General features: G+C 61.2%; 12 protein-coding genes. All 12 read right to left on the bottom strand.

Translation table 11 applies throughout. The features are described from left to right. Nucleotides 1-55: 55 nt before the first annotated feature. The gene (fliJ, locus tag AC07XZ_RS04055) at nucleotides 56-505 is read right to left on the bottom strand and encodes a flagellar export protein FliJ (RefSeq protein WP_007951935.1); all 450 of its coding nucleotides are present in this window, start codon (nucleotides 503-505) and stop codon (nucleotides 56-58) included. A gap of 6 nt (nucleotides 506-511) precedes the next feature. After that, nucleotides 512-1,870: a flagellar protein export ATPase FliI gene (fliI, locus tag AC07XZ_RS04050; RefSeq protein ID WP_085605786.1), complete on the bottom strand. Its 1,359-nt coding sequence runs from the start codon at nucleotides 1,868-1,870 to the stop codon at nucleotides 512-514. After that, nucleotides 1,860-2,666 carry a flagellar assembly protein FliH gene (gene fliH / locus AC07XZ_RS04045; RefSeq protein ID WP_102686045.1) on the bottom strand — a complete coding sequence of 269 codons (807 nt, stop codon included), beginning with the start codon at nucleotides 2,664-2,666 and terminating at the stop codon, nucleotides 1,860-1,862. Before fliH ends, fliI begins: the two co-directional genes overlap by 11 nt. Before the next feature lie 4 nt (nucleotides 2,667-2,670). Next, nucleotides 2,671-3,690, bottom strand: coding sequence for a flagellar motor switch protein FliG (fliG, locus tag AC07XZ_RS04040; RefSeq protein ID WP_007958288.1), 1,020 nt, complete (start codon nucleotides 3,688-3,690; stop codon nucleotides 2,671-2,673). Then, a complete protein-coding gene (gene fliF, locus AC07XZ_RS04035) occupies nucleotides 3,683-5,470 on the bottom strand; it encodes a flagellar basal-body MS-ring/collar protein FliF (protein WP_007958290.1) in 1,788 nt (595 codons plus the stop codon). The genes fliG and fliF overlap by 8 nt, the downstream gene beginning before the upstream one ends. A gap of 15 nt (nucleotides 5,471-5,485) precedes the next feature. Continuing rightward, nucleotides 5,486-5,815, bottom strand: coding sequence for a flagellar hook-basal body complex protein FliE (gene fliE, locus AC07XZ_RS04030; protein WP_007958292.1), 330 nt, complete (start codon nucleotides 5,813-5,815; stop codon nucleotides 5,486-5,488). Between the two features lie 128 nt (nucleotides 5,816-5,943). Continuing rightward, the gene (locus AC07XZ_RS04025) at nucleotides 5,944-7,335 is read right to left on the bottom strand and encodes a sigma-54-dependent transcriptional regulator (protein WP_102686044.1); all 1,392 of its coding nucleotides are present in this window, start codon (nucleotides 7,333-7,335) and stop codon (nucleotides 5,944-5,946) included. Nucleotides 7,336-7,340: 5 nt separating this feature from the next. Next, the gene (locus AC07XZ_RS04020; RefSeq protein WP_102686043.1) at nucleotides 7,341-8,552 is read right to left on the bottom strand and encodes a sensor histidine kinase; all 1,212 of its coding nucleotides are present in this window, start codon (nucleotides 8,550-8,552) and stop codon (nucleotides 7,341-7,343) included. A gap of 110 nt (nucleotides 8,553-8,662) precedes the next feature. After that, a complete protein-coding gene (locus AC07XZ_RS04015; RefSeq protein WP_003222863.1) occupies nucleotides 8,663-10,138 on the bottom strand; it encodes a sigma-54 dependent transcriptional regulator in 1,476 nt (491 codons plus the stop codon). Between the two features lie 172 nt (nucleotides 10,139-10,310). Continuing rightward, nucleotides 10,311-10,607, bottom strand: coding sequence for a flagellar protein FliT (gene fliT, locus AC07XZ_RS04010; RefSeq protein WP_007958300.1), 297 nt, complete (start codon nucleotides 10,605-10,607; stop codon nucleotides 10,311-10,313). A 10-nt stretch (nucleotides 10,608-10,617) separates the two neighbouring features. Then, on the bottom strand, nucleotides 10,618-11,016 hold the full coding sequence (gene fliS, locus AC07XZ_RS04005) for a flagellar export chaperone FliS (protein WP_007958302.1): 399 nt from the start codon (nucleotides 11,014-11,016) through the stop codon (nucleotides 10,618-10,620). 129 nt (nucleotides 11,017-11,145) lie between these two features. Beyond that, on the bottom strand, nucleotides 11,146-12,588 hold the full coding sequence (gene fliD, locus AC07XZ_RS04000) for a flagellar filament capping protein FliD (protein WP_102686042.1): 1,443 nt from the start codon (nucleotides 12,586-12,588) through the stop codon (nucleotides 11,146-11,148). Nucleotides 12,589-12,664 lie beyond the last annotated feature (76 nt).

Raw genomic sequence — 12,664 nt, 5'->3', positions numbered from 1 at the left:
TGAAGGGGCCATGGGCAAGGCGCGATAGCGTCGGGATCTGTGCGAGATCTGCCCGTCAAAACGCCTCGTGGCGCGGCAAACGCTGGGACAACTCGTCCAGCAGCTTCTGTTCGCGCTTGTCTTCGGCGCGCTGCGCTTCATCCAGATAACGTTGTACAAGCTTGCGCAGACCTTCGACCCGGGCGAATGCCTGCTGCCAGGCATCGCGGGCCTTGTCCAGATTGTTCTGGTGCCATTGCAGACTCTGGCGCTGCTGATCGACGGCGGTGTCGAGTTGCGCCAGAAAGCCCTGAAAACCCAGCAGCCACTGCCCGGACACGCCGGTGCTGCCGCGTACGATCCACTGCTCGGAGTAATCCAGACGAAAGGCATGCAGGTCGGCGAGCTTGCTCTCGGCCACCTTCACCTGCCCCTGAAAGTAACCCAGGCGCTGCACGGCGGTTTTCTCGGCCTTCTCGGCCATGTCCACCACCGGCGCCAGACGCGCGGCTCGACTCAGGGCCATGACCGGTTACCCGCCGGCCGCCGGGGCGAAAATCGTGCCGAGATACGCTTCGCTTTCACCCAGGCTGATGTTGTCGTTGAGACCCTGACGCAGGTATCTGACCAGTTGCGGCTGCAGATTGATGGCAAGGTCAGTCTCGCGGTCACCGCCCGCGACATAGGCGCCGACGCTGATCAGATCGCGACTCTGTTGATAGCGCGACCACAGCTGCTTGAAGTATTGCGCACGCTGCATGTGCTCCGGCGACACCACCGCCGGCATCACCCGGCTGATCGAGGCTTCGATATCGATGGCCGGGTAATGACCCTCTTCGGCCAGGCGTCGCGACAGCACGATGTGGCCGTCGAGCACACCACGCGCCGAGTCGGCGATCGGGTCCTGCTGGTCATCTCCTTCGGACAATACGGTGTAGAACGCGGTGATCGAACCCCCGCCCTTCTCCGCATTACCGGCGCGCTCCACCAGTTTCGGCAATTTGGCAAAAACCGACGGCGGATACCCCTTGGTCGCCGGCGGCTCGCCGATGGCCAGGGCGATTTCCCGCTGGGCCTGGGCGAAACGGGTCAGGGAATCCATCAGCAACAGGACATTCTTGCCCTTGTCGCGGAAATACTCGGCGATCCGCGTGCAGTACATCGCCGCGCGCAGACGCATCAGCGGCGCATCGTCCGCAGGCGACGCCACTACAACGGAACGCTTGAGGCCTTCTTCACCGAGGATGTGCTCGATGAACTCCTTAACTTCTCGACCCCGCTCACCGATCAGGCCGACGACAATGATGTCGGCCTCGGTGAAGCGGGTCATCATGCCGAGCAGCACCGATTTACCGACACCGGTACCGGCGAACAGACCCAGACGCTGGCCGCGACCGACCGTCAACAAACCGTTGATGCAACGGATGCCGACGTCCAGCGGCACGCTGATCGGGTCACGGTTGAGCGGGTTGATCGTCGGGCCGTCCATCGGCACCCAGTCTTCGGCCTTCATGCCGCCCTTGCCGTCCAGCGCACGTCCGGCGCCGTCGAGCACGCGACCGAGCATGCTCATGCCCATCGGCAGGCGACCCGTGTCGGCCAGCGGCACCACGCGGGCACCCGGGGCAATGCCAGCCACACTGCCGACCGGCATCAGGAACACCTTGCTGCCGGAGAAACCCATGACTTCGGCTTCAACCTGGGACGGGTGATAGGTGTCGTCGTTGATCACCATGCAGCGGGTGCCCATGGCGGCGCGCAGGCCTTCGGCTTCCAGCGTCAGGCCGACCATGCGCAGCAGCCGCCCTTCGAGAATCGGCGCACCGGCGATTTCGGTGGCCTCGGCGTAGGTGCTCAGGCGCTTGGCGAAACTGGTGCGTTCAAGGCGCATCGGGGGCGTCCGCGAGCGGCTCTTCTGCGACCGGTGCCGGTTTCGGCGCTTCCGGCAGGTCCAGGCTCAGGTCCGGCGCGGCCGGGTGCAGGGCCTGTTCGTGCAACTGGTCGAACAGCTTGGCCATGACCTGGCTGACGCGGGTTTCAATGCTGGCGTCGATCCGGCTGTGGTCGGTCTCGACCCGGCAACCGCCCGGCAGCAGGGATTCGTCTTCGACGATGCGCCAGGTTTCTTCATGACGTTCGCGCAGGGCTTTGACCTGTTCGAAATCCTGTGGATTGACGTACAGCCGCACATTGCCCACGCCCAGCGGCAGCAGCTTGAGGGCGTCGCGCATGACGTGTTCGATCTGCGTCGAGTCGATGGCCAGTTCGCGCTGAATCACCTGCTTGGCGATGTGCTGCACGAGGTCGACCAGTGACTTTTCGATCTGGGTGTCTTGCTCGGCGATGGGCTCGAACAGGTGGCCCATCAGCTGCTCAAGGCTGTTGACCTTGGCCGTCAGGACCACTTCGGCTTCCTGGCGCACCTTGAGGGTGGCGCTGTGAAAGCCTTCCTTTTCGCCGATGGCGAAGCCCTCGTTGTAGGCCTCCTGACGGATGCTTTCGAGTTCTTCCAGAGTCAGTGGCTGGACCTCTTCCAGCGGCACCTCTTCCATTTCCGGCGGTTCAGGCTCCGGTTCCGGCTCGGGCTCAGGTTTCGGCGGGTCGAAGCTGGGCAACGCCCAAGATTCGAAACCACGGACGTCCCGGGCACGGATCAGGTCCGTCACATCGTCGTCATGCTTGTCCATGGGCTTAGATCATTTCCTCGCCGCCCTTGCCACCGAGCACGATTTCTCCGGCTTCGGCCATACGGCGGGCGATGGTGAGGATTTCCTTCTGCGCGGTCTCCACGTCGCTGACGCGCACCGGGCCCTTGGCCTCGAGGTCGTCGCGCAGCAGTTCGGCGGCACGCTTGGACATGTTCTTGAAAATCTTCTCCTTGACGCCTTCGTCCGAACCCTTGAGAGCCAGCACCAGTACGTCGGAAGAGACTTCGCGCAACAGCGCCTGGATCCCGCGGTCGTCGACATCGGCCAGGTTGTTGAACACGAACATGAGGTCTTCGATCTGACCGGACAGGTCTTCGTCGACTTCGCGGATCGAGTCCATGAGCTGGCCTTCGATCGAGCTGTCGAGGAAGTTCATGATGTCCGCCGCCCGCTTGATGCCACCCAGGGTGGTGCGCGAGGCGTTCGAGTTGCCGGAGAACTGCTTCTCGAGGATCTGGTTCAATTCTTTCAGCGCGGCCGGCTGCACGGTGTTCAACGACGAGACGCGCAGGATGATGTCCAGACGCACCTTGTGGTCGAAGTTGCCCAGCACTTCACCGGCCTGATCCGGATCGAGGTACGCGACCACGATCGCCTGGATCTGCGGGTGCTCGTAACGGATCACGTCGGCAACGGCGCGCGGCTCCATCCATTTCAGGCTGTCGAGGCCACTGGTGTTGCCACCCAGCAGAATGCGGTCGATCAGGCCGTTGGCCTTGTCTTCACCCAGGGCCTGGGTGAGCATTTTGCGCACGTAGTCGTCGGAGCCGACGCCCAGGCTGGTCTGATCGCCGACGATGTCGACGAACTCGCTCATGACCTGCTCGACCTGCTCACGGTGGACGTTGCCCATCTGGGCCATGGCCACGCCGACTCGCTGGACCTCTTTGGGGCCCATGTGGCGCAGCACTTGTGCGGCATCGGTCGAACCCAGGGACAGCAGCAGAATCGCGGCTTTATCGACCCGGGACAGTTTGGCGACGGCGGCTCGGTTATCACTCATCTGCGTTAATCCACTCTTTCACGACCTGGGCCACACGACCCGGGTCTTCTGCCACCAGACTCTTGATTGCGTTCAACTGAGCGTCATAACCCTCGCTCGGGCTCGGCAGCAGGATGCTGGTCGGGCCGCCGAGGCTGACGCGATCGTTGGACAGTTCACCATCCAGACCGCCCATGCCACCGAGTTCCATGTCGCCGCCCAGACCGGCCAGCTCCTTGCTTTTGCCGCCACCGGTGATGTTGTTGAGCACCGGACGCAGCACGCCGAACACCAGCACCAGGATGAACAACACACCCAGCACTTGTTTGACGATGTCCCAGAACCATGGCTGGGAGTAGAACGGAATGTCGGCGATCACTTCGCCGCGCTCGGCGGAGAACGGCATGTTGATCACGCTGACGCTGTCGCCACGGCTGGCGTCGAAGCCGACGGCGTCCTGTACCAGACGAGTGAAGCGCGCCAATTCGTCCGCGCTCCACGGCGCACGGGTGGTTTCACCGTTGGCCGGGTTGATCTTGACCTGATCGTCCACCACCACCGACACCGACAGGCGATTCAGGCGACCTTGCTGCTGTTTGGTGTGGCTGATGGAGCGGTCGAGTTCGAAGTTCTTGGTGGATTGTTGACGCTTGTCCGCCGGGTACGGCGCGAGCATCGGCTGGCCGGTAGCCGGGTCCATGATCTGCTGACCGTTGGCATCAACCAGTGGCTGGCCAGGTTGCACCATGCTCGCCGGGGCGGCTGCGCCACCGGTGGTCTGCGGCGCCGAAGCCGGCGACGGTGGCTGGTTGCTCAGGGCACCCGGCACACCTTGCGGGCCATTGCTGGCGGTGCGTTGTTCGTTGACCGACTGCTCGCTGCGCAGCGCCGGTTGATCCGGGTTGAACTGCTCGGCGGTCGATTCGACGGCACTGAAATCGACGTCGGCCGAGACTTCAGCCTTGTAGCGATCGTTGCCCAGTACCGGTTGCAGAATGTTGTGCACGCGCTGGGTGAGCATGCTTTCCATGCGGCGGCTGTAGTCGAACTGCTTGCCGGCCATGGTCATTTCGGAATTTTCCGCCTGATCCGACAGCAGGTTGCCCTTCTGGTCGACGACGGTGATCTGCGATTTGCTCAGCTCGGGAACAGAGGTTGCCACCAGGTTGATAATGGCAACGACCTGGCCTGGCTCCAGCGAACGACCGGAATACAGCTCCACCAGTACCGAAGCGCTTGGCTTGCGTTCGTCACGCACGAACACCGAGCTTTTCGGGATCGCCAGGTGAACGCGCGCGCCCTTGACGTTGTTCAGGCTGGAAATGGTGCGGGCCAGTTCGCCTTCGAGGCCGCGACGATAACGGGTCGCTTCCATGAACTGACTGGTGCCCAGACCCTGTTCCTTGTCGAGGATTTCAAAACCGATGTTGCCGTCGCTGGGAGTGACACCAGCGGCCGCGAGCTTGAGCCGCGCACGGGACAGGTCATCGGCCTTGACCAGCAAGGCGCCGGAATTCGGTTCGACGGTGTAGGGAATGTCGGCGGAGGCCAGGGTGTCCATGACCTGCTTGGCGTCCATGCCGGCAAGGCTGCCGTACAGAGGCCGGTAGTCCGGTTGCTGCGACCACAGCACCACGGCAAAGCCAATCGCCACGCTCGCGGCCAGGCCGACCAACAGGCCCACCTGACGCAGCACGGTCATCTCGGAGAGGTTTTCCAGGAAGGACAGGCCGAACAACGGCGGTTTGCCGTCTATCGGGGTGGCCTTGGCCGGAACGTTATCGGCGACTGCTTCTGCCATGACTCAATCTCGTCCTTAAACCGGCATCTGCATGATGTCTTGATAAGCCTGAACCAGCTTGTTGCGCACCTGGGTCAGAGCCTGGAACGACACGCTGGCTTTTTGCGAGGCAATCATCACGTCCGTCAGATCGACGCCGCTCTTGCCGATTTCAAATGCGTTGGCCAACTGAGTCGACGCCTGCTGGGTATCACTGACTTTGTTGATGGCCTGACCGAGCATGTCGGAAAAGCTGCTGCCTGCCACTTCAGGGGCAGCGGCAATCGATTTCGGCTTCGACATGGCGTCCATTTGCATGGCCTTCATGTCCATCATCAACCGATTAAATTCAATACCTTGGCTCATGGTCTACTCTCTTGGGCGGCCCGCAATTTTTTGACACTCACTCGGCGGGTACTCAGGTGTTAGCAACAACGGTGCCAGCTCATGGGCACCGCTTTCAGAAAAGCCGTTTCAAACGTTTGCGCCACCCGTCAGGTGGCGAACAGGTAGCCTTCGACATCCATGCCCGCATCGCGCATTTGCGCCAGTTTGTAACGCAGGGTGCGCGGGCTGATGCCGAGTTTTTCGGCGGCTTCCTTGCGTCGACCGCGTTCGGTACGCAGGGTGTCGATGATCATCTGGAACTCGCGGCGACGCAGGTCATCGCCCAGCGCACCGGCCGAATCCGCCTCGATTTCGACTTCACAAATGACCGGCGCAACCGGCACAACCGACGGCAACGGGGCGAACAGCGCAGGCCCGGAGAGACAGAAATCCTGCGGCTGGATCAACCCGCCCTGCTGCAGAATCAAGGCCCGCTGGACCGCATTATCCAGCTCGCGCACGTTGCCCGGCCACGGATAACCGATCAGGCACGCTTGCGCCTCGGGCGAGAACTTCGCCATCGCGTGCTTCATTTTATTGACGTGTTTGGCCAACAGACGCTCGGCCAGCGGCAGGATATCGGCGGTGCGCTCGCGCAACGGACGCCAGGCCAGCGGAAATACCGACAGACGATAATAGAGGTCTTCACGGAACCGCCCCGCCGCCACTTCACCGGCCAGATCGCGGTTGGTGGTGGCCACCACGCGAATATCGAGAGTGATCGGCTTGCGGGCGCCGACCCGCTCCACTTCCCGCTCCTGCAACACCCGCAGCAGCTTGGCTTGCAGGCCCAGAGGCATTTCGGAAATTTCATCGAGCAGAATGGTGCCGCCGTCCGCCTGTTCGAACTTGCCGGCCTGGGCCGCGATGGCGCCGGTGAACGAGCCTTTTTCGTGACCGAACAGGGTGGCTTCGAGCATGTTGTCCGGGATCGCTGCACAGTTGATCGCAATGAACGGCTGACTGGCGCGATGGGATTGCTGGTGGATGTAGCGCGCCAGCACTTCCTTGCCGGTGCCGGACTCGCCGGAAATCAGCACGGTAGAATCGCTGCGCGCAACCCGCGCCGCCAGATCCAGCAATTGAGCACTGGCCGGCTCGACCGCGACCGGCCCTTCGGCGTCACTGGCGCCAAGGCTGCCCAAGGCGTGGCGCGCCACCAGATCCAGCAGAGCCTTGGGCTCGAACGGCTTGACCAGATAATCCGCCGCGCCCTGGCGCATCGCATCGACCGCGCGCTCGACCGCGCCATGGGCGGTCATCAGCAGCACCGGCAATTGCGGTTGTCGCGCGCGCAGCAGGCCGAGCAATTGATGACCATCCATGCCCGGCATGTTGACGTCGCTGACCACCAGACTGAACGCTTCGCGCTCGACGGCGTTCAGCGCCTCTTCGGCCGAACCCACCGCGTGATAGTCGTGACCGGCCAGCAACAGCGTATCGGCCAGCGCTTCGCGCAACGAGCGGTCATCCTCGACCAGCAGAACCTTGATGCCCATGACCTTCACTCAGCTCCCTGTACAGCAGAAAACAACGGCAGGATGACCTGCGCGCACGTACCGCGCCCGACCCGCGAACGCAGCTGCAATTCTCCCTGATGCGCACGCGCCACGGCCTTGACCACGGTCAGGCCCAGGCCGGTCCCGGTGACTTTGGTGGTGAAAAACGGCTCGCCCAGCCGCGCCAGCACTGTCGCATCGATACCGCTGCCGCTGTCACTGACACACAAACGCAGAGTGTTGTCGCGGGTATAGCAATGCACCTTCAGACGCACCTCACCGGCACTCGCCTGAATCGCGTTTTCAATCAGATTGAGCAGCGCCCCGACCAGCGTGTCGCGATTGCACAGCAACTCGCCGGCATGGCTGTCGCATTGCCAGCGGATCGGCAGATCCTGCACATGGGTCAGCGCCGCGGCCTGCAACGATTGCATCAAGGTATTGGGCGTGATGCGATCAGTCAGCGGCAATTCTCCGCGAGCGAACACCAGCATGTCGCGCACCTGATGCTCGAGCTCGTGCAGACGCTCTTTGAGGCGACCGGCGAAGCGCTGCTGGGTGGCGACCGGCAGTTCCTGCTCGGTCAAATGACTGGCGTACAGCAAGGCGGCGGACAACGGCGTACGAATTTGATGAGCCAGCGAAGCGACCATCCGACCCAGGGAAGACAGTCGCTCGTGGCGCGCAAGCTGATCCTGCAAGTGACGGGTTTCAGTCAGGTCGTTGAGCAGTACCAACTGCCCCGGCTCGGCATCCAGCGAGCGGGTGGCAATCGACAGGCGTCGACCGTTCTTCAAGGAAATTTCGTGGCCGTCATCTTCACGAGGCGCGAAGCAACGGGCGATGACATGGCGCCACAGCTCGCCTTCCAGAGGCAGGCCCAGCAGATCGATGGCGGCCGGATTGGCCTCGCACACGATGCCGTGACCGTCGATGACGATGACGCCGCCGGGCAACAGATCGAGGAGGTTTTGCAGACGGTTGGCCAGGCGTTCTTTTTCCGCCAGTTCCTGCATGCGCTGGGCGCTGACTACGGCCAACTCGCCCTTGAGCTCGGTGACCCGGGCTTCGAGCATGCTATAGGAGTCGGTCAACTGGCTCGACATCTGGTTGAACAGGGCGAATGCCTGCTCAAGCCCCTGGCGGCTCGCCTGCTCTACGGACGGCAGTTGCCCCGAGGACTCGGGAACAGAAGACATCTGGGAGGCTTGGGGCATTGTGCTCTCTCGCTTGGCTGACCGTCAGTTAAACGGAACGTTGCGAGGGACGTAGCAATACCCGTGCCTAAAAAAAACCGCTTATAAATGAAGCAGTTGAAAAACAGGCGTCAATCATCCGCCTGTTCATCACCTTCACGACGGCTCATGCCGTACTTGCGCATCTTCTCCACCAGCGTGGTGCGGCGAATGCGCAGGCGTTCGGCGGCGCGGGCAACGATGCCGTTGGCGTCGTCCAGCGCCTGCTGGATCAAGCCCTGCTCCAGACCACCGAGGTAGTCCTTCAGGTCGAGACCTTCCGGCGGCAGCATGGCGTTGGCGGTGAAGTCCGGCGTGTGGCCGTTGATCGCCACGCGCTCTTCCAGGTCGCTGCGCAGGCTGTCGACCATTTGCTCGTCTTCGTCGTCGACGTAGCGGAATTTCTTCGGCAACTCGACCACGCCGATCACCCCGTACGGATGCATGATCGCCATGCGCTCCACCAGGTTGGCCAGCTCGCGGACGTTGCCCGGCCAGCCATGGCGGCAAAGGGACATGATGGCGGCGGAGTTGAAGCGGATCGAACCGCGCTTCTCGTGCTCCATGCGCGAGATCAGCTCGTTCATCAGCAACGGAATGTCTTCGACGCGCTCACGCAGCGGCGCCATCTCGATCGGGAACACGTTCAGGCGATAGTAGAGGTCTTCGCGGAAGGTGCCGATCTCGATCATGCTTTCGAGATTCTTGTGAGTCGCGGCGATGATGCGCACGTCGACGCTTTGGGTCTTGTTGCTGCCCACGCGCTCGAAGGTGCGCTCCTGCAACACGCGCAGCAGCTTGACCTGCATCGGCAGCGGCATGTCGCCGATTTCATCGAGGAACAGCGTACCGCCGTTGGCCAGCTCGAAGCGGCCGGCACGGCTGGTGATCGCGCCGGTGAAGGCGCCCTTCTCGTGGCCGAACAGTTCGCTTTCCAGCAACTCGGCCGGGATCGCCCCGCAGTTGACCGGTACGAATGGCGCGTCACGACGCTTGGAATGGTAATGCAGGTTGCGCGCAACCACTTCCTTGCCGGTCCCGGACTCGCCGAGGATCAACACGCTGGCGTCGGTGTCGGCCACTTGCTGCATCATCTGACGCACGTGCTGGATCGCGCGGCTGGTGCCGACGAGGCTGCGGAACAGGTTGGGTTCGCGATGGCGGCCGCGCTCTCGGGCCTGGTCGTACATCTCGCGATAGACCTGGGCACGGTGCAGGGAGTCCAGCAGCTTGCTGTAGCTCGGCGGCATTTCGAGGGTTGAAAGTACCCGGCGGCGTTGGTCTTCGGGCAGGTCCACCGAAGAATTATCGCCCATCAGCAAAACCGGAAGGAACTCATCCCAGGTTGAGAGTGTCTTTAGCAAGCCCAAAAGCGCACCAGGAGCATTGACCGTCCCGATCAGTACGCAAATGACCTCACGACTAGACGACAAAGAGCCGACTGCCTGCTGCCAGTCATGGCTTCCGCAGGGTAAATTTTCTTCGCCAAGAAAATTTAAGATCACCGCCAGGTCGCGGCGGCGGACGCTATCGTCATCGATCAGCAGAATTTTGGTTTCACGCCACATGCAATAGCAACTTCCCTAGTCAACTCAATGCCCAAAATGAGGGGCAAGCGAGACGCTTGCAGGACACCTTGTGCCTGTAGACGCCTGAAATCTGAAAACAGCCACTAGTTAAGTCAAAAAACCGTGCACAGTCAAATTTATGGCGCACATGTCTGGATTAACTGGGGGTTAATTAACCAAACAGATGGTAAACCTTTGCCGCGTTCTGCGCTTGGGTGATCTGCGACATCTCGTCGACTATCGCCTGACGCTCACCCATGGCGACTTCAAGCAGCTGCTTGTAGACATGCAGCAACTCCTCGAGGTTGTCGCGCAATGCGACCTCGTCCACCGAAGCCTCACTCAAGACATCTTCCATGCAGGAACGGCAATCGAGATCCAGTTGACCGATGGCCTCCCAGTTGCGCTCGGCCAGTGCTCCGACCAACGCTGCCCGGGTTTCTTCGATTCGCTGCAATACAAGACTCATGGTGATCTCCTCAGAACTGCGGAGCGGGCGCAGGCGCGATCGCATCCCAGCCTTCTTTGACGGTGCTCAGCAAGCCGGCAACCTCATCAAGAATACGCGGATCGCTACTGATGTTCGCCTCGGCGAGACGCTTCATCATGTAGATGTAAAGACCGTCCAGATCAGCCAGCGTATCCGCGGAATTTTCCAGATCCAGTCCTTCACGCAGCCCGCTGACGATGCCGATGGCCTTGCTGATCGACGTGCACTTGGCAGGAATGTCCTTGCGCTCGATCGCACCTTTGGCCTGGGCGATACGGTCCAGACCGCCTTCCATCAGCATTTGCACCAGGCGATGAGGGCTCGCTTCAGAGGTCTGAGCGTGCGCACCTACTTTCTGGTATTGCCGAAGGGCTAACATCGGATTCATGTTCTACCTCATTTGCCACAATGACTCGTATGAACAGTGTATCGCCAGCGAGTCGAAAAACTTTAGACCATAAGACAAAAACCCGGCGCACGCTCGAAAGCGTAGCCGGGTTTTTGTCGTTTTTGCATGTTACTTCGCGGATTGCTGAGCGTTCAGCGAGCTGAAGAACGACGTAATGTTGCTCGCCGTCGCCTTCATCTGCCCTACCAGCAAGTCCATGGCGTTGTACTTGGCAGTCAACGTCTTGGTCAGGTTGGCCACACGGACATCCAGGGCTTTTTGCTGATCGGTAATCGTCCGGCTATTGGCATTCAGGATCGTCAGTCGCTGATCCAGCAGACCTTGAGTCTTGCCGTCGGCCGATGTCTTGAGATACGGGTCAACCGCCTTGCTCATGCGCGCCAGCAGACCGTTGGTGTCATTGGTACCACTGAACAACTGCTGTACCTGACCCGTTGCCCCCGGAGCCGCCATGGCCTTGTTGAAGGCAGTGGTGTCGAGCTTCAGGTTACCGGTAATGGAGTCGGTCATGATGCCCACTTCCGACAGATAGGCCATCGAGCCACCCGCGCCCGCGCCGGTAAACTCGGCGCGAATGCTCGCAATCAACGAACGCGGCAAGGAATCGCCAGTGAACGCCGCCTGCACGGTCAGCTTGCCGTCTTCATCCGGCGTGGCCTTGGACAGGCTGTCAACGGTGGTCTTGAGCGAATTGTAGGCATCGACGAACTGCTGAAGCGACGTCTGCAGCCCTTTGGTATTGGTATCAACGGTAACCGTGGACGGCGTCGCGCTGGCAGCGACCAGATTCAGGGTCATGCCGCTGATCGCACCGGTAACCGTATTGCTCTTGCTGGTGACTGCCAGGCCATCGATGGTCAGGGACGCATCCTTGGCGAGCGCGCCCACGGAACCGGAATCACCTGCCGCCGGCGTAGCCGACATGACTTTGGTGCCATCGATTTCCAGACCGGCAATACCGCTGACAGTGAGATCGGAACCCGCACCGGTCTTGTTCGAACCGATCACCAGACGAGAGGCGCCAGTGGCGTCGGTCACGATGTTGGCGGAAATACCATTACTGCCCTGAGCCTTGTTGATCGCATCACGCGTGCTCTGCAAGGTCGCATTGGCCGGGATGGTGACATTGTAATCAGTGCCATTCTGACTGATTTTCAGGGTACCACTCGGAATGGCACTGGATGCACCGCCGGCAAAGGCTGCAGAGGCGACCTTCGAACCGGTAGCCAGTTCTTTCACGACAACGCTGTAAGAGCCCGAAACCGCAGTGTTATCGGAAGTTACAGTCAGCGTTCCAGGCACGCTCGATGTCGCCGTGTAGCCGGCGAATGCGGGATTGGTCTTGCTGCCCAGAGTGGCCAATGCCGCCTGAAAGGTGGTCAGCGCGCTCTTCAGAGCACCCACACCGGAAATTTTCAGCGTGTTGGTTTTGGTCTGGTTATCGATCTGCGTCTGCTTCGGCGATTTGTCAGCGTTGACCAGCGCAGTAACGATCGCACCGATGTCCAGGCCGGAACCCAGGCCCGAACCCGGTAAAATTGGACTTGCCATGTGCATCTCCCTTGGGTTGTTGCCAGTCTTTTGACCAATACCTGCGCCTAAAGAACTTCAAACACTATTCATGCCA

Source organism: Pseudomonas sp. GW458-11-26-14-LB4, assembly GCF_059423925.1.
Note: the sequence above shows the minus strand (reverse complement) of the source record. Positions and strands in the feature narration are given on the sequence as shown.

What these genes read in the sequence shown, in the direction of transcription:
- fliJ (WP_007951935.1), bottom strand. Translation starts at nt 505, where the DNA reads ATGGCCCTGAGTCGAGCCGCGCGTCTGGCGCCGGTGGTGGACATGGCC.
- fliI (WP_085605786.1), bottom strand. Translation starts at nt 1,870, where the DNA reads ATGCGCCTTGAACGCACCAGTTTCGCCAAGCGCCTGAGCACCTACGCC.
- fliH (WP_102686045.1), bottom strand. Translation starts at nt 2,666, where the DNA reads ATGGACAAGCATGACGACGATGTGACGGACCTGATCCGTGCCCGGGAC.
- fliG (WP_007958288.1), bottom strand. Translation starts at nt 3,690, where the DNA reads ATGAGTGATAACCGAGCCGCCGTCGCCAAACTGTCCCGGGTCGATAAA.
- fliF (WP_007958290.1), bottom strand. Translation starts at nt 5,470, where the DNA reads ATGGCAGAAGCAGTCGCCGATAACGTTCCGGCCAAGGCCACCCCGATA.
- fliE (WP_007958292.1), bottom strand. Translation starts at nt 5,815, where the DNA reads ATGAGCCAAGGTATTGAATTTAATCGGTTGATGATGGACATGAAGGCC.
- AC07XZ_RS04025 (WP_102686044.1), bottom strand. Translation starts at nt 7,335, where the DNA reads ATGGGCATCAAGGTTCTGCTGGTCGAGGATGACCGCTCGTTGCGCGAA.
- AC07XZ_RS04020 (WP_102686043.1), bottom strand. Translation starts at nt 8,552, where the DNA reads ATGCCCCAAGCCTCCCAGATGTCTTCTGTTCCCGAGTCCTCGGGGCAA.
- AC07XZ_RS04015 (WP_003222863.1), bottom strand. Translation starts at nt 10,138, where the DNA reads ATGTGGCGTGAAACCAAAATTCTGCTGATCGATGACGATAGCGTCCGC.
- fliT (WP_007958300.1), bottom strand. Translation starts at nt 10,607, where the DNA reads ATGAGTCTTGTATTGCAGCGAATCGAAGAAACCCGGGCAGCGTTGGTC.
- fliS (WP_007958302.1), bottom strand. Translation starts at nt 11,016, where the DNA reads ATGAATCCGATGTTAGCCCTTCGGCAATACCAGAAAGTAGGTGCGCAC.
- fliD (WP_102686042.1), bottom strand. Translation starts at nt 12,588, where the DNA reads ATGGCAAGTCCAATTTTACCGGGTTCGGGCCTGGGTTCCGGCCTGGAC.